We start from the raw sequence: 15622 nt of genomic DNA, 5'->3' as shown, positions 1-15622 counted from the left end.
TTGTATGGAAAAGAAAACGAACAAATTAGACAGTGAATGGATTCAATTATTACGCGAAGCTCGCAAGGCAGGACTAACAGTTGAAGAAGTCCGTCATTTCCTCAAATCAAATGAAAAGTCCTCTGAGTCTCCCCCTCTGGTAAGAAGTCATTCTATCAAACCTTTCTGAATGTGCTATAATATCGAAAGGAAGGTGATGACATTGATTGGCCAGCGTATTAAACAATACCGCAATGAAAAAGGCTACTCACTATCAGAACTGGCCGAAAAGGCTGGGGTAGCGAAGTCTTATTTAAGCTCAATAGAAAGAAACTTGCAAACAAACCCCTCCATTCAATTTCTTGAAAAAATCTCCGCTGTTCTGGACGTCTCGGTTCATACACTTTTAAACGAAAAAGATGAAACCGAATACGATGGTCAATTAGATAGTGAATGGGAAAAACTAGTTCGAGATGCAATGACATCAGGGGTTTCGAAAAAGCAATTTCGTGAATTTTTAGATTATCAAATCTGGAGAAAAAAGCAAGAAGAGGAGTAAAGCGCACGTTTTAGCGCATACTCCTCCAATTGCTATGCAGACCTTGATATCAGCCTAAAGACTGGCTTTATTTTTTATCTTCGCTGTGTGCTTTTTCGTTTTCTTTCACGTAGCCTTTTTCATCCGTATGCTTTTTTGGATTGATCGTTAAACCATTCCACTGAGTCGCTTCGAAGGAAAGATCAATTTGAATCGCATCGCCTTGGTATTTATTTTGGATATAGTGACCAGCTTTATCCTTCGTCTGGTCATTGATAAATTCAATGATCATTTCCACTTTATCGTAATCAAACGGATTCTTTGGAATGCCGTCATACTCTGGAGCCACTGTTCCATCAACAGTTGCTACATTAATTTTCCCACTTTCATGTAAAAACTTCTCATCGACGGCATGACGAAGCTTTTCAAATGCGGTCTGATCCTGTTTTGACGTTAATTGATGCAAGTCAAGCAGGTTTGCATGGTCTAAAATAATATTTTTCGGATAACCATTTCCACCTTCGGCTCCAACCGTAAGAACACTCACCTGAAACTGGCTGAGAAATTCTTCAGCTGTATTTTTACCGCCATTCTTCGCGGAAGATCCATCAGTAAACTGGCTATAATCAAGACTCATCAGCACTTGGTTTATCGCTAGGGATCCCTTATTATCAAAATGAAATTCTTTCTTGATCCGATCACCAGGTTTTAAGTTCGAAAGGTTGATGGCGCCGGAGTTCTCTTTAGCAGATAAATCCAGCTCTCCTGTCGAGTAGACCGCGTTTGCCTTTTCAATATCATTAAACGCCGCCCATGTTCCCCCGCCAATTAATGCAAGACCTAAAGCCCCTGATAATACACCTAAACGAATTGATTTCTTCATTGCCATGAATAATAAACCCCCTAATTTATTGTTTTATTGAAACCTGATTAGGTTACAAACGATTTAAGCTTGTTCCTCTTTCATATGTACATCAGCCGTGTGTCTACGATGTTTCGCTGCGCCCACAAAATGAATGGTTGAATAAACGAGCAGCATGACACCTGGTATGATAAGGAGCAAAGCAGTTCCAGCAGATGTCCCTGCATACGAAAGAAGCTTTCCTGCATAAGGAATATTCACTCCCATATACTGCGCAGTTACCTGATCCGCTTTTACCAGCGTGCCGTCCTGATACATATTATTGTCACCCTTCGTCTCAAACGCTTTATTTGCACCCTTTCCCTTCACCCCAACAATTCGATGGGTCACAAAGGACTGATCCTGCTTTGTTTGAAACGTAACAATATCTCCTTTTTTGAGCGTCTCAGGTGAGGCGACCTGTTTTACGACAATCAGTGACCCAGCTGAAAATTCTGGTTCCATCGAACCTGATAATACTTGCTTCAATTGATAACCGAAGATCTGAGGTTCTCCTCCTGTTGTTCTTGATGACAACACGACAATAATAGAGGCTATCATCACCGTGAACACCATCACATAAAGAATACTCCCAGACATCTTCATCCATTTTTTCATAACCCCTTCTCCCCTTCGCCTATCATTTTTTCACTTTAAAAGACAGCTCCATTTAGGACGCCTTTTCTTGACACTTTGAGAGCACCATCGGTTTAGACCAAAAGTACGCCTGATCAGATGCGCCAAACCCTTTAGGATAATAGATTTTAAATGCATAGCTGCCATTTGTTTTTGCTTTATCTGTCGTGACAGTCGCTGTTTCTTGCGACAACAGGGACTTTATGAAGCCCTTCTCAAGAATATGACCATCTTGTAATGGCTTCTGACCATTTCCTATTTTATGTAATTCCCACTTCCATTCAGAGTACGCAATAGGCTGTCCACTATTTTTTAGTGTCATGCTCAGCTTTTGAGGTGCGCAGACTGTTCCTTCGATCATCGTTTGATCGATAAGCTCCAATTGACTTTGATCCCATTTTTTAGGCTGACAATGCTGATCTGTCTGTTCAAAATTTTCATATGTTTTCATGACAAAGCTTTTGTGCTCGACATCGTTAAAAGAAGCATTCGTTGGTGTCATAATGGAAGATGTCAAAATCAAACAAATGGCACAAAAGAGTACAAAGAGCGACTGTTTCATTCATTCCTTCAACTCCTTGAACTTTTGTTCTTTAAAAAGAACGATTATATACAGTATAAGGAAATACCTATAAAACCCAAAACGTCAAATTAGTCCATTTTGTTCTTAAACAAGAACCATTACGAGAAAATTCTCCCATTTCCTCATTTTTTCACCATATTCAATATTTTTTTGTGTGACATTTGTACTTCTTAAAACTTACATAAAAATGCAGGATTTGGTCAGGATATGAAGAAGGTGAGGTGATGTTAAGTGAAATATGGAAAAAGCATAATCATGCTCAGTTTACTGCTGAGTCCTATGATTCTAGAGGACAAACCCGTTGATGCGAGAGGTTTGACTGCCGCCGCAGATCAATGGGAAACGCGGGCAGTCAAAGAAGCAAAAAAAAGATACCCGCTAACGCAAGTATTATTTAAACAAAAAGTATGGGACCGCCACCGCGATAAGGAATCTGTGAAACAGTATCATATTACGTTAAAAGACCATACAAAGGAATTTGGGGTGTTCGTCACCATTTCCTATAACCCTTACTCAAACAAGGTGAATAAAGTGATTGTTGTGGAGGAATACAGCTAAAGTGGCATAAAAAAACCGCCTGCTGGCGGCTTTTTACTTTCGTCGATGGCGCTGGCGTTTTTTAAGCATCATGGAGAAGCCAAACGGCAGAACCCCAAATAAACGCTGTGAAAACGGCGGTTTCGTTTCCATTTTTTCTTGTTTGTGTTCCTTCCGTTCGTCACGTGGTGTATTCATATATTTAATGATTTCCTGCGTCATATATTTTACATAGTCATTTGTTTTCAAGCACATTCACCTCTTCTTCCTTCAAGTGTTACCAGGAAGAGGATGATTTTATACACTGGCTAATCAGGATTTGCCCATCTCATGATTTCACCGGTCTTCCAATCCAGCATCAGTTCACGCTCATCGGATAAACCATCTTTTGTTTTCACCTTCACCAAAACAAGGACAAGTTTTTTCTTTAAATCGCATTTCATCCGCTTCAGTGTCACACGGCCTTCTTCAGTATCAATATGGGTTTTCTGTTTCGCACAAATACGTTCTACTGTGCTGGCAGCTTCACTCACACCCACCCTAAAAAGCTGCTGTTTTTTATAAAAAGAAATCGTCAGCTCTGCACTTTTCAGTTCTTTTTGAAACCCCATCGTTACCGCCCCTAGGATCAAGAGAAAAAATAAAATTGCCGCAAGTACATGCGGATAGATAAACCCTTCCTCTCTTTTCACGATTTACGAACCACTCCTTTATATGTGAAAAAAACGGCTTCATACACTTTACCAGATCCATCTGTGACTTTAAGAATCGCTCTATGCTGACTCGTTCTCACGTGAAATTGTTTCACCTTATGCAATAAAGGAAGATGTCCAGCTTGATCCGTTCGTTTTCGAAGCATCTCTTGGTATGGCTCAATCGTTACCACTCGCCCTTGATCGGAAATATACTCTAACACTTTTCCTCCTTTCACCGATTTGACAGCAGCTGCACGACTTAATTCCTCATCTAATTGCAGGACAGTCTGTTTCCACTCCATTTGGGAAAATCGATTGATGTCTTCAAATGGACGAGCTTTCTCAGCTGCTGAAAAGATCAGCACACAGCCAAAAGAAAGAAATAGAAATAGCTGCAATTGCCACAAAGCTTGTAAAAGGGTAAAAGCTTGGTCATCGCTCCACATGCCGAAAGCATATGGTCTCTTTTTTTTGTACTTTGTATGAAACACATCCCTTCTGTTTACGCCAATTGAAAACATACGTGATCTCGCCTCTCTTCTTTTTGATGGAAGATGTTGTCCCATTTATGAACGCTTCATTCATCTGTTCATGTAAAACCTGATAAGCTTCAAGCTTGGCTCTCACTTCCTTTTTCCCCATCATGAGTTTTTCATAGGCTGGCATGAGCACTAGGGCAGCAAATAGAAAGAGATGACAAGCAAACAGCGTTTCAAACGTACTAAATCCTCTATTGTTTTTGAACATGGATTCGCCCGCTTCCTAAATAAATCGTCAGTTTATACGATTGACTGCCAAATTCGACAATGAGAGATCCACCGCTGCTTGGATGTCCCTTTGCATTAAAATAGATACCTTGCGAGAATGTAGTAGTTTTGATGCTGCCCTTTTTATGCTGATAAGAAGCCATGACTTCGTTACTCTTTTGGTCTATTACCTGATAAGATACATGAGGCGGATCGATCCCAACATGTACACGTGTTTTTTTGATAAATGCAGTATATGATGCCAATTGAAGATCTTGTTTCATGATGTTTACTTGTCTTTTGGCTTCAGCGCTCTCTATTATATTTGGGATTTTCCATCCCATGATCGACAAAACAATCGATAAAACAAGTAAAATCAACAGCTGTTCAATCAGGGTAAAACCCTTCTCATGTAAAAATAATTTATTCATGCTTCACGTTGCCGTTTTGAATGACAATCGCTTTTCCATTAGGACAAGTTAACCCCTTTTTGACATAACCTTCTTTTTCTAATTCAGCTAAAGATGGCGTCTTCCCATCATGCTCCAATTCATATGCCATCACTTGTGTGCTGACCATTGATTTAAGCCCTTCACAGCCCTTTGCCTGAATAGCTTGGTGATGACGTGTGATATTTGGTATGGTAATGAGTAAAAGAATGGATATTACGAGCATGACTATTAACATTTCTAACAGGGTAAATCCTTTATCATTCATGTCTCTGTCCTCCTTCTTACACTTGCTCCATTAGTTGATACATTGGTAAAAGAATAGATAAATACACGATGAGTATAAGAAGTGCTGTTACCCCATAAATAACTGGCTGCAGCCAAGAAATCCATTTTTCAATTTTTAGCTCTGCATTCTCTAATAGAAATTGGCTGTACGTGTACATTTCTCTCGCAAGCATTCCGCTGGCTTCACCATGCTTGATAATGGCTGCAAAATGTTTTTCGAAAAAAGGAGACACGCTTACTTGATGGGCCATGCTTTCTCCTTTTCTTAACTCTTCCATCATTTGTTCACCTATTTCTTGAAGAAAAGGCAGGTAGCTTTGCTGTTTAAAAGCTTGCAAACCTTCGTACATCGATAATCCAGCTTGAAGCAGTCCACTTAGCTGAAGAGAAAAAAGGTACGTATGCATCAGCTGCATCCCTTTATATAAAAAAGGCAGCTTACTCATCACCCTCAGTTTCTCAAGGGTCGACTTTTTCCTAAAAAAAACAGCATAATATCCAATAAGACAGATACACAGACAACTAGTGATGAGCAGAAAAGCATGAAGGAATTGAAATAGTCCAAACATCCCTTGAATCAGCCAAGACATGCGGGTATCCATCGATGAGTACAAAACAGAAAATTGAGGAATGATCATTTGCTGAACGAGTACCAGCACGACCAAAACCGTGAAGATGAGGAAAAGCGGGTAACGTAACATACGTTTAAACGTGTCTAACTGTTTGATTTTCTTCTCTAAAAAACGGGCGCTTTGTTCTAAAGCACGGGCTAGACTGCCATGCTTCTCAGAAAAACATAGTATAGCGATGACTTCCCGCTGAAAATGGAGTCTTTCCAGCACTACATAAAAAGGCTCGCCTTCGTGCAGCCACTGAATACCTAGTTTTAATTGCTGCCGCTGTTGTTTCGATAACTGGATATTCACCATCACTAATGCCTCAATCAATGTATATCCAGCCTGAATTAATTGAGCCAGTTTTGATAGGCATTCAGCTTGATCCTTTTTAGACCATACTTTAGAGGCTCGCTTCTTCATAAACCCAGCGGTGATATGTGTTTTTCGATAAATAGCCTAGTGCCACTCCTTTACGAATTAATTTTTGCAATGTTTCATATGACGAATGAGCATATTCTCCTTTTGCCTCTTTCATACACTCACCAAGCTCTTTTCCGAAAAGCAATTCAAATACATTTGTTCGTCTGAAAGGCCGATTTAATTTACAGTAAAGCTGACATGTTTCTCCGCAAAAAGGACATATGAGCTCAATTAATCGCTGGGCAGCAATCGCAACCATGGTTTGTTCGAGTTCATTCATCGTGACACCAAATTCAAGCATGCGGTAAAGGGCTCCTTTTGCATTTTTTGCATGGAGCGTACTCAATACTAAATGGCCTGTCAGTGCTGCTCTAATCGCCGTTCTCGCCGTTTCAGCATCTCTTATTTCTCCTAGCACAATCACATCTGGATCATGTCTTAAAATAGCGCGTAATCCAGCGGCATACGTGATGCCGGCTTTTTCATTCACTTGAACCTGCAGCACTTCTTCATTCCTTGTTTCGACAGGATCTTCAAGGGTAATAATATTTCGGTTAAAATTCTTTTTTGCAAACTGGATCAATGAATATAGTGTTGTCGTTTTCCCTGAATTTGTTGGCCCAGTAAATAAAATGAGTCCATGCGAGTGGTTTAAAAAGGATAATAATCTGGCTGAGGCTTTCGGAAATAATGATAGATGTTTTATTTTCGGAACATGATCCTGCGGTAAAATTCTAATCACTAAGCTCTCATCATTCACTGTCGGCAAGGTAGACATCCGAATAAATACTTGACCTTTTCTTAGCATCACAGCTAGTGAGCCATTTTGCGGCCTCCTTTTTTCCCCGATATCCATAGAAGATAAAAACTTAAAATGTGCAATAAGCCTCTCTCCGCTTTTTTTATCAATCGTTCGCTGCTGGATTAAATCTGAATCAACACGAAATGACACTGAAGCTTCCTTTTCTTTTGGCACAATATGCACATCAGAAGCCCTCATGCGGCATGCTTCTTCTAGCAGCTCTTGCCTTAAATATTCAATTCCATACAAGTGGATCACTCCTTTCTCTGATCACATTGTAGAATGGCGGAACGTGAATGACAAAAGAGCAATTTATCATTTTCATGACTAATAAATGATGAAAACCCTCAACTCACGATGCATTACATCATTTTTTAGAAAAGAGCATATAAAAAAACCTGACTTTTACAAGTACAGGTTTTTTGGTCATGATGTGGCTTCTTGCGGCTGCTCTTCAAAGATACGAAATCCTCTTTTTTCTAACGCTTTTGCAAGGCTATGCTCAGTATTTACTTTTGAGAAATCAATGCCCAGTTTCACTACAGTTTGAGCGATCTCTGGGCGGATGCCTGAAATAATCGTCTCAATTCCTAGCAGCTTCGCACTATCGACCACTTTAAACAGCTGATAGGCCACCATCGTATCAACAACGGGAACACCAGAAATATCAATAAATAAGTGCGTTAGACGCAGTCTTGAAGCCTGTTCTAGTACGGATTCCAGAATGATTTTGGCCCGGTACGTATCGATCTCTCCAATCAGCGGCAAAATCCCAATTTCCTTTGATACTGGAATAACAGGTGCACTCAGTTCTTGAATCATCTCTCTTTGTGCATTCAGCTGACTGATTGTCACGCGGTCATATTCTTCTGATAAGCGCTCAATCATGTCATCAAATGTGGCGTGAAAGTGCTGATTCCACTGACACACATCTTGCAGCGTCACTTCAAGCTCTGTTTCTTGGGTGAATGTCTCAATTCTCGAACAGAAAATGTGGCGGAAAATCTTAAATTGTCCAATGATTTCATATAACGGCACCTCGTGCACTGCTCGATCACGTGCAATATCAACAGACCACTTTTTCAAATGGTTTTCTACTTTGTCAGACAGCGTCACAAGCGTGGCTGCAATGGTTTGAATAAACGCTGTGTTCTGTTCCTTCAGCTTCTTTTCCGTTTCCTCTGAAGCATGTTTAGAATATAATGAGCCTTCTTCTGTTCTTGTTTTTAGCCATTCTTCGGTCATGACAGGGGCTTCTTTTAGGATAAATTCGTATAATTGCTTTGATTTTTCATTTTTCATTTATTTCTTTCGCTCCTTTTTCACTAAAACTCGTGACATACAACTTTTATGTATAAATGACCGCAGATGGTGAACAATAACATTACACGTTTGATATTGGGCTATAGCCAAGTGGTAAGGCAATGGACTTTGACTCCGTGATCGTTGGTTCGAACCCAGCTAGCCCAGTTCAGCACAAAAACGAAGACGGCTGAAGCTTGTTTCAGCTGATCTTCGTTTTTTATTAGGAAACTGATTGATGAATCGCTTTCTTTTTTGATATTTTCATGAGTTCTCCTGGATTATAACCTACTACCAATTTATTTCCATCAATAATGATTGGTCTCCGTAGCAGCTTTGGTTTTTCAATGAGAAGCTGTAAGACCTCGTTTACTTTTAAGTCATTAATATTTAAATTTAAGCTTTTAAAAGCCTGACTTCGTGTGGCTAAAATTTCATCCATTCCTTCAGTTGTTAAAGAAAGAATCTTTTTTAATTCATCTAGTGTTGGCGTTTCTCTGAAAAGGTGACGCTCTTTAAAATCAATTTGATTCGCCTTTAACCAATGTTTTGTTTTGCGGCAAGACGTGCAGCTCGGGTATGAATAAAAAGTAATGTCACTCATTAGTCTTCCTCCTTAGGTCGTTAACCTTTTCTCTTATGGAGTAAGTACCCTCATGCTTTTCGGCATAAACACTTTTTCATCATTTTTTCAAAAAAATTTTTTCTACATTCAAAATAAATTGTTCACATGATGTCAAAAATGTAAATGTTTACATAACAAGTGGTGATCAGCTATAATATGAATCAAAGGGGTTTTTAAGGGGAGGGAAAGAAATGAATCGCATGTTCCGCGTGCTTGGCTTTTGGACGGGTATTTTTGCTGTCATGTTCTATTTAGGACATATGAAAGATGCATCGCTGCTGTTCTTCGGTCAAACCGTTCTTTTTGTATTTTTATCCTACTTGAATTTATCCGAAAGAATGTATATTTACATTTTCGGAGCGTACTTGACGATTTTCTTTGCCGGATTTACATATTATTCGATTTTCATCATGGTTCCCGGTACCGGACATTAATTGAAAAAAGCATCTCTTTAGAAGAGATGCTTTTTCATGCCTGCAATTAAAGAGAAAATCCATTAATAAACGGATTTTGCTCCTGCTCCGTCAGCACAGTCGTTTCCCTGCCATGTCCGCTTAAAACAAGAGTTGATTCTGGCAATGACAATAATTTATGATGGATTGATTGTAGCAGCACTTCCTGACTGCCGCCTACTAAATCTGTTCTCCCGATGCCGCCTTCAAATAGCGTGTCACCAGAAATAACAAAGCCCTCTTCCGCCGAATAGTAAGACACACTGCCTGGTGAATGCCCTGGTGTATGGAACATTTCTAATGTAAAAGATCCAATTTGAAGCGTTCCTTCTGACGTAATCAATTTTTCAGCTTCTTTGACCGTAATTCCATTCCCAATCAATCGAGCTGAACCGTTTAATTCAGCATTCGTGAGCCATTCTTTTTCATTTTCGTGTACATACAGCGGCACTCCCCACTCTTCGCGCACCTCATCTGCCGCGCCAATATGATCAAAATGAGCATGTGTCAATAAGACAGCAAGCGGTGTGAGCTGTTTTTCTTTTACATAAGCAATCAGCTTTTGCGCTTCACCGCCTGGATCAAAAATTAAGCACTCTCCCTGCTCATTTTTCCAAATATATGCGTTCGCTTGTACATAGCCTAGTGGCATTCTTCTCCAATTCATTTTCATCACCTACTTTATTCATTCTTTTTTATTATGAAGGCTATTCAATAAAAATTCAAACAATCGTCAACTGGAATCTACTCGACAAGCTTTATGAAAACGGTTAAAATGAAAAGAAAGGAAATCAAGGGGATTGATGACAAAGGGGGACTTTCACATGATGCTCGTCATTATTTTTGGTCTAGTCACGATTTTAGCTGCGCTCGGCATCTATCGCTCACTAAAAAAAGTGAACGTACTTGCCATCGCTTTTGCAGGCGCTACATTTTTGGTTTTTGGATGGTTCACTGTCATGACCATCATCTATAGCGGTTATCCAACTGCACATTAAAAGCCTGCTTATAGCAGGCTTTTTTTATGGATTTAAATGCTTATTCACGCTTTCTAATTTGCTTGTAAGTGTTGTGGTTTGATCCCGTCTGTCATCGATGCGAATATTGGTCGCTACTCGGTGCAATCCCTTCTCAAAAGGGGCTTCATGAATTCGCTGAATGACCTCAAATAAAACGGATAATTCGCCTTCAATTAACGTATTCATCGGTGTTAATTGATATTTGATTTTCCCTTCTTGTTGAAAGCCTTCTAAAATTCTTTGTACATCTGCTACGTAAGCACTGACACTTGGTGTTTCAGTGCCTATTGGAATGATGGTGACGTCTGCTATAGCCATAATTTTTCCCCTTTCAATTAAATTCTCATGTTTTCTCGTCCTCATTGTAACCTATCCTCATTCAATCATGCCATGCTTACGTTGCGTTTACGGCAGGTTTGTCTCGTTCTATCGTCAAATCTGCTCTCTCTACCTTCCCGATCTTTGTAAACAGAAGCAGGCATATACCTGAAACAGCTTCAATGATGCCGCCGGCCGCAATGACATACCCAGACCCAAACAGGGTTGCCATATAACCGCCAATGAGGGCGCCTAACGGAATCATCAAGTAGGAAATCATGTTGATGATCGCATACACTTGCGGCTGATCCTCTGCCTTTACTGACAATTGAATCATCGTATGTTCGGGTACGTTAACTGCACTAATGGCTGCTCCTAAAGCAAAAGCTGATATAAACACAAGTGGTAACAATGCGTTCATACCTGTGATAAAGAAGGCGATTCCATCAACAATCCCAGCACCTATAAACAGCAATCCATACCGATTCACTTTTATCTTTGTCAAAACAAACCCCATCAAAAATGCCCCTAGTGCGGTTGTGACTTTGATGAATGAATAGACGACCGGTCCACTATGTAAGTCTTCCGTTAAATAAATAACAGACAATGCTTCCCATGGTGCCGCAGCAAAGTTTGAGCAGACACAAAAAATCGCTAATGGAAACAAAATATGGTGGCTTCTAACAAGTGAAAAACCTCGAATTAATCTTTTGCCGTAAGATAACCCTTTTTTGGCTTTATCGATGATGGCTTCTGTTTGATATGAAATCATGAACACCAATAAAGCGGACAAAAGGTAAAGAGGAATGATCACAAGCATTGTATAACCTACACCTACAAATGCAATCATGACACCACAAATCGTGACCGTCACAAGTCTTACTACATGACTTGCTGATTGGATCGTTGCATTCGCTTTTTGTATGAGGTCCTCATGGACAAGCTTTGGAATAATCGATACAGATGCCGGTTCATAGGAGCCTCCTGTCGCCGAATGCAGCAGCATACAGCCAATGATGAGGACTAATGGTGTGAAACCATAAAAGTAACTAACCACGATCACAAGGATAATTGCTCCTCGTGTTAAATCAGCAAAACACATCCAAAATTTCAATTGATGCGGCTTCATCATAGGCGTAATAAATGGTCCAACAATCGCTTGAGGAACAAAGCTGACTGCAATAAAAAAAGCTGTCCCTATGGCCCCTTTCCCTCCTAGTACTAAAAGCCACAAGATGGTGTTGAAAGATAAACTATCAGCCGTAATTTTGCACATTTTAGAAACAAATAAATAAGTAAAATTTCTTTTCCACAGGCTTTGAGCACTCAATAGTCGACATCTCCCTAAATCATATCCTTTTTTTTACATCCATATCTTTCACAATAGCTTACAAGGAGGCCTTCGTCAATTGCTTCAACATTGTTTTTATTGACCATAAGCAATTGATTGTTTCTCAAAATATGAAAAAGCACCAGACAGGTGCTTTTAACACTTACACGCTTCCCACAAAAGCCGCTTTGTTTTTTCATAGATCGAATCAAATTGATCTATGGAAAGAGGATTTTTCCCTAGACCAAGCTCGACTGTATAGCCCTCACTATGAAATTGATAAATAAACCAATCGCGATAGCCTGCATAGCTGTCGAGATATTGGATCGGTTTGTAGCCGCTTACTAGTTCGAATCGTTTGACCGTTTCTTTTGAGATGGCTGGCTCATGGCCAAGAAACCCCCAATAGATCTCTTCTCCTTGTGTATGAAGGGCGATCAGCCGGTCAAATCGTTTTCGCAACGCAAGATTTGCCATCGCTTTCGCTTCTGGTTCTGTTAATGGCTCGCGCCCTGGATAATCCCGGTAGGACGGTGCCTTCGACTGATGACGATAGTACTCGATCTCCCAATAAGCAGGAAATTGATTGTTTAAATCCACCCCTCGAATATTTGCTTTCCATTCCCGGTAATCGGAATATCCATCGTTTAGCAGTGTGAATTCTTCACGATGAAGACCTAGTGACTCCGGTCCATTACGAACCAAATCCACTCCATCTGGATTGACCATTGGCACGATGGATAAAGCGGTGGTCTGCAGGATATGAACCGCTTCATAATGTCTTGCCTGAACGGGATCTGACGCTGCTAAGCAAAGCGATTTCAACCATTTTAATAAAACAGACGTCGTGATCCATTCATTTGCATGAAATGAGGCATTGAGATGAATAGAATGTAAATGCTGAACAGGCTCTGTTCGGATCTCATAAATAGGTGTATCAAGCACTGAATGGCCAATGACGCTAATATGAAGAAAAGGAAATACGGCTTTCAAGCGGCTCAGCTCTTCTTCTAATTGAGCGCTATCATATTCAAATGTTCCATTAATCCAATCATCGGATTGCTGCAGTCTGTAAGGTGCAATAAATCTCTGCACATCACCAATAGAATTAAATACATGGACTCCTTCTGGAAGTCTATATCCCGGCAAAAGAAGGTTATCAGTGCTTGTTTGATTAGATAAATGAAAAGCAGCTTTGCCAATACCAAGCTGCTTTGCCACAGCATCCCTCCCTGCTTCATCCAGCTGCCATTCAATTTTTCCAAACGACGTTGTCTTCATTTACATCCCTCCTCTCATACTATATGAGCCGTCAGACAAAAAAAGAAAACCTCTGCTTCTAAAATAGCAGAGGTTTTTTCATCTATTAGGACGCCTTTTTCAGCTCCGTTTCACCTTCTTTTTTGGATGGTGAATGGTCCGGGCTGTTTCGATCATAAAATCTAAGGAGATCTCCGTAGATGATTTGATCAGAGAATTGAAGCTCCTGCTTCGCTTTCTCTTCATAAGACTGACACACATTTTTATCTTCTGCTGGCTCGCCTGTCTCTTTATTGTAGCAAACACCATCTGTAAAAATGCTGTCCTTCGTTATAAAGCTTCCATCACGGAGTACTGTAAAGTCATTCTTATCTTTTGATAAAAGGTCATGACCAAATTGAATTTGTTTACTTGTATCAATCCCTAGAAGATTGAGTACAGTTGGACGGATATCGACCTGACCGCCTACCGTATCAATTTCTTTTGGATGTTGATCCGTTACCCCTGGAATGTGTACAACAAACGGGACTTTTTGAAGCTGCACTTCTTCAAATGGCGTAATCTCTTTATTTAAGAATTGTCCCATGGCTTCGTTATGGTTTTCAGAAATTCCGTAGTGATCCCCATACAAAACAAAAATGGAGTTATCGTATAACCCAGCTTCCTTCATCTTTTTAAAGAAAAGCTTAAGGGCTTCATCTTGATAACGCACTGTAGGGAAGTACTTGTTCAGTGTTTTGCTTTTTGAATCATATTCATCAATGAGCTTATCTTCTTCATCTAAATCAAAAGGGAAATGGTTCGTTAATGTAATCAATCTCGTATAGAAAGGTTGCGGGATCGATTTCATTAATTCAGCGGACTGCTCAAAGAACGGACCATCTTTCAGTCCCCAACCAACTGAGTTTTCTTCATTCACATCAAATGATTTAATATCAAAGAACTTATCGTAGCCAAAGCTATCGTAGATAAGGTCACGGTTCCAGAAGCTTTTGTTATTCGCATGAATAACAGAAGAGTGGTAGCCCTCATCCTTTAACAGCTCAGGTGTCGCTGTAAACTCATTACTTGGATTTGTGAAGAACACAGCCCCTCTTCCAAGTGGATAAAGAGAGTTATCTACAATAAACTCTGAATCAGATGTTTTCCCTTGACCTGTTTGGTGATAAAAATTAGTAAAGTTATAACTCTTCTTGATCAATTTGTTTAAAAACGGAGTAATTTCTTTCCCGTTTAATTTTTCATTGATCACGAAACTCTGTGTAGATTCAAGTGATACAAGAATGACATTTCGTCCTTTTGCTTGACCAAATGTCTTTTCATTACGGTCCGTTTGATTTGCGCTTACATAGTTTTCAATTTCAGTTAAGCTATTGCTGTCAGCAAGGGCTCGTTGAGCGGACTGCTTCGATTGCAATACCCCGTCATAAATATGGAAGTTATATAAGCTGATATTTTTCACCAGCATCTCACGGTCAAATGAGCGAGTAAGCAGTTCTGGTCTTTCTGTTTCAGCTAAACCAAGGTTAAAGAAAAATGTAGCTGCCACAAATAAGTAATATGCTGCTCGTTCTTTTCGTGAAACTGTGACATCTGTTCTAAAGGAAGGCTGTTTTTTATAGAGCCAAATTAAAATGATAATATCAACAAACATCAGTAAATCGACTGGTTCAATTAAAGAGGTAATACTGGACCCGAGGTCACCCATATTGTTTGTTTGAAATAGGACGGGGATGGTTAGAAAATCACTATAGAATCGATAAAACACAATGTTGGCTAACAAAACGAATGTTAGGATAAAGCTTGTCACGATAATATATCGATTGCGATTTTTTTCTTTGAAAAATAAACCGATACCGAAGATAAACAAGAGAAAGCTAAGCGGATTAATAAACAGGATAAACTCCTGCATGAAATTTTCAATTTTAATATTGAAGCTAGATTTATAGATAACATAGGTTTTGACCCACATCAGCAATGTCGCAATCAGTAAAAATGAAATCGCCTTTAATCTATTCTTTCGCATTGTAACCTCCTTATGCTAAGCGCGCACCCAGGTCTCTAGATATACCCTAATTATTGGTGCTTCTAGAAAAATAACTAAAGTATATCTTATCCTGTATAT

23 protein-coding genes and 1 tRNA gene are annotated in these 15622 nt (G+C 39.7%); 6 read left to right on the top strand and 18 right to left on the bottom strand.

Annotated elements, in window-relative coordinates:
* Positions 1-4: 4 nt before the first annotated feature.
* Both AAZR19_RS05910 and sinR read left to right on the top strand, forming a co-directional pair.
* Positions 5-169 carry an anti-repressor SinI family protein gene (locus AAZR19_RS05910; RefSeq protein ID WP_075623492.1) on the top strand — a complete coding sequence of 55 codons (165 nt, stop codon included), beginning with the start codon at positions 5-7 and terminating at the stop codon, positions 167-169.
* 33 nt (positions 170-202) lie between these two features.
* A complete protein-coding gene (gene sinR, locus AAZR19_RS05905) occupies positions 203-538 on the top strand; it encodes a transcriptional regulator SinR (protein ID WP_087975811.1) in 336 nt (111 codons plus the stop codon).
* A gap of 67 nt (positions 539-605) precedes the next feature.
* Here sinR and tasA read toward each other — a convergent pair whose 3' ends face one another.
* From tasA to tapA, 3 genes are read right to left on the bottom strand one after another with little or no spacing between them, the layout of a single operon-like run.
* On the bottom strand, positions 606-1406 hold the full coding sequence (gene tasA, locus AAZR19_RS05900) for a biofilm matrix protein TasA (protein ID WP_048239220.1): 801 nt from the start codon (positions 1404-1406) through the stop codon (positions 606-608).
* Positions 1407-1463: 57 nt separating this feature from the next.
* On the bottom strand, positions 1464-2036 hold the full coding sequence (gene sipW, locus AAZR19_RS05895; protein WP_041106855.1) for a signal peptidase I SipW: 573 nt from the start codon (positions 2034-2036) through the stop codon (positions 1464-1466).
* Positions 2037-2088: 52 nt separating this feature from the next.
* Positions 2089-2616, bottom strand: coding sequence for an amyloid fiber anchoring/assembly protein TapA (gene tapA / locus AAZR19_RS05890; RefSeq protein WP_226014607.1), 528 nt, complete (start codon positions 2614-2616; stop codon positions 2089-2091).
* 300 nt (positions 2617-2916) lie between these two features.
* Here tapA and AAZR19_RS05885 point away from each other — a divergent pair, with 300 nt between their 5' ends.
* Positions 2917-3195 carry a DUF3889 domain-containing protein gene (locus tag AAZR19_RS05885; protein ID WP_226014770.1) on the top strand — a complete coding sequence of 93 codons (279 nt, stop codon included), beginning with the start codon at positions 2917-2919 and terminating at the stop codon, positions 3193-3195.
* 33 nt (positions 3196-3228) lie between these two features.
* On the opposite strand, the gene AAZR19_RS05880 is transcribed toward AAZR19_RS05885, so the two are convergent.
* The 9 genes from AAZR19_RS05880 to AAZR19_RS05840 all read right to left on the bottom strand — a co-directional run bounded on the left by AAZR19_RS05880 (position 3229) and on the right by AAZR19_RS05840 (position 8493).
* Complete coding sequence (locus AAZR19_RS05880; RefSeq protein WP_024718846.1) at positions 3229-3423, bottom strand: YqzE family protein; 195 nt, start codon at positions 3421-3423, stop codon at positions 3229-3231.
* 59 nt (positions 3424-3482) lie between these two features.
* The gene (locus AAZR19_RS05875; RefSeq protein ID WP_076840974.1) at positions 3483-3866 is read right to left on the bottom strand and encodes a competence type IV pilus minor pilin ComGG; all 384 of its coding nucleotides are present in this window, start codon (positions 3864-3866) and stop codon (positions 3483-3485) included.
* Positions 3863-4315, bottom strand: a complete 453-nt coding sequence (gene comGF / locus AAZR19_RS05870) for a competence type IV pilus minor pilin ComGF (RefSeq protein ID WP_170871312.1) — start codon at positions 4313-4315, stop codon at positions 3863-3865. The genes AAZR19_RS05875 and comGF overlap by 4 nt, the downstream gene beginning before the upstream one ends.
* A complete protein-coding gene (gene comGE / locus AAZR19_RS05865; protein WP_041106865.1) occupies positions 4302-4616 on the bottom strand; it encodes a competence type IV pilus minor pilin ComGE in 315 nt (104 codons plus the stop codon). The genes comGF and comGE overlap by 14 nt, the downstream gene beginning before the upstream one ends.
* Positions 4600-5046: a competence type IV pilus minor pilin ComGD gene (gene comGD, locus AAZR19_RS05860; protein ID WP_041106867.1), complete on the bottom strand. Its 447-nt coding sequence runs from the start codon at positions 5044-5046 to the stop codon at positions 4600-4602. Before comGD ends, comGE begins: the two co-directional genes overlap by 17 nt.
* A complete protein-coding gene (gene comGC, locus AAZR19_RS05855) occupies positions 5039-5332 on the bottom strand; it encodes a competence type IV pilus major pilin ComGC (protein WP_024422977.1) in 294 nt (97 codons plus the stop codon). Before comGC ends, comGD begins: the two co-directional genes overlap by 8 nt.
* Positions 5333-5348: 16 nt before the next feature.
* Positions 5349-6389 (bottom strand): competence type IV pilus assembly protein ComGB, encoded by a 1041-nt coding sequence (comGB, locus tag AAZR19_RS05850; RefSeq protein WP_034280202.1) that lies wholly within the window; start codon positions 6387-6389, stop codon positions 5349-5351.
* A complete protein-coding gene (gene comGA / locus AAZR19_RS05845) occupies positions 6370-7440 on the bottom strand; it encodes a competence type IV pilus ATPase ComGA (protein WP_076840973.1) in 1071 nt (356 codons plus the stop codon). Before comGA ends, comGB begins: the two co-directional genes overlap by 20 nt.
* 177 nt (positions 7441-7617) lie before the next feature.
* On the bottom strand, positions 7618-8493 hold the full coding sequence (locus AAZR19_RS05840; protein ID WP_056767330.1) for an STAS domain-containing protein: 876 nt from the start codon (positions 8491-8493) through the stop codon (positions 7618-7620).
* A 97-nt stretch (positions 8494-8590) separates the two neighbouring features.
* Here AAZR19_RS05840 and AAZR19_RS05835 point away from each other — a divergent pair.
* Positions 8591-8661, top strand: a tRNA-Gln gene (locus AAZR19_RS05835).
* A gap of 55 nt (positions 8662-8716) precedes the next feature.
* Here AAZR19_RS05835 and AAZR19_RS05830 read toward each other — a convergent pair.
* Positions 8717-9097: a Spx/MgsR family RNA polymerase-binding regulatory protein gene (locus AAZR19_RS05830; RefSeq protein ID WP_007501232.1), complete on the bottom strand. Its 381-nt coding sequence runs from the start codon at positions 9095-9097 to the stop codon at positions 8717-8719.
* A gap of 212 nt (positions 9098-9309) precedes the next feature.
* Here AAZR19_RS05830 and AAZR19_RS05825 point away from each other — a divergent pair, with 212 nt between their 5' ends.
* Entirely contained in the window at positions 9310-9552 is a 243-nt protein-coding gene (locus tag AAZR19_RS05825) for a DUF2626 domain-containing protein (RefSeq protein WP_003217440.1), read from the top strand.
* 46 nt (positions 9553-9598) lie between these two features.
* Here the strand turns inward: AAZR19_RS05825 and AAZR19_RS05820 are convergent, their stop codons facing one another.
* The gene (locus tag AAZR19_RS05820) at positions 9599-10237 is read right to left on the bottom strand and encodes an MBL fold metallo-hydrolase (protein ID WP_076840972.1); all 639 of its coding nucleotides are present in this window, start codon (positions 10235-10237) and stop codon (positions 9599-9601) included.
* A gap of 157 nt (positions 10238-10394) precedes the next feature.
* Here AAZR19_RS05820 and AAZR19_RS05815 point away from each other — a divergent pair, with 157 nt between their 5' ends.
* Complete coding sequence (locus AAZR19_RS05815) at positions 10395-10568, top strand: DUF2759 domain-containing protein (protein ID WP_003217333.1); 174 nt, start codon at positions 10395-10397, stop codon at positions 10566-10568.
* Positions 10569-10592: 24 nt separating this feature from the next.
* Here AAZR19_RS05815 and AAZR19_RS05810 read toward each other — a convergent pair whose 3' ends face one another.
* From AAZR19_RS05810 to AAZR19_RS05795, 4 genes are all read right to left on the bottom strand, one after another.
* Positions 10593-10907: an MTH1187 family thiamine-binding protein gene (locus AAZR19_RS05810; RefSeq protein ID WP_076841038.1), complete on the bottom strand. Its 315-nt coding sequence runs from the start codon at positions 10905-10907 to the stop codon at positions 10593-10595.
* Positions 10908-10983: 76 nt separating this feature from the next.
* Positions 10984-12237, bottom strand: coding sequence for an MFS transporter (locus tag AAZR19_RS05805; RefSeq protein WP_163114805.1), 1254 nt, complete (start codon positions 12235-12237; stop codon positions 10984-10986).
* Positions 12238-12393: 156 nt separating this feature from the next.
* Complete coding sequence (locus tag AAZR19_RS05800) at positions 12394-13518, bottom strand: M14 family metallopeptidase (protein ID WP_076840970.1); 1125 nt, start codon at positions 13516-13518, stop codon at positions 12394-12396.
* An 85-nt stretch (positions 13519-13603) separates the two neighbouring features.
* Complete coding sequence (locus AAZR19_RS05795; RefSeq protein WP_075623503.1) at positions 13604-15523, bottom strand: LTA synthase family protein; 1920 nt, start codon at positions 15521-15523, stop codon at positions 13604-13606.
* Positions 15524-15622 lie beyond the last annotated feature (99 nt).

It is taken from the genome of Bacillus sp. Je.9.29.b (assembly GCF_051129925.1).
GTDB lineage: Bacteria > Bacillota > Bacilli > Bacillales > Bacillaceae > Bacillus > Bacillus safensis.
This window is presented reverse-complemented; position numbering and strand designations above follow the sequence as displayed.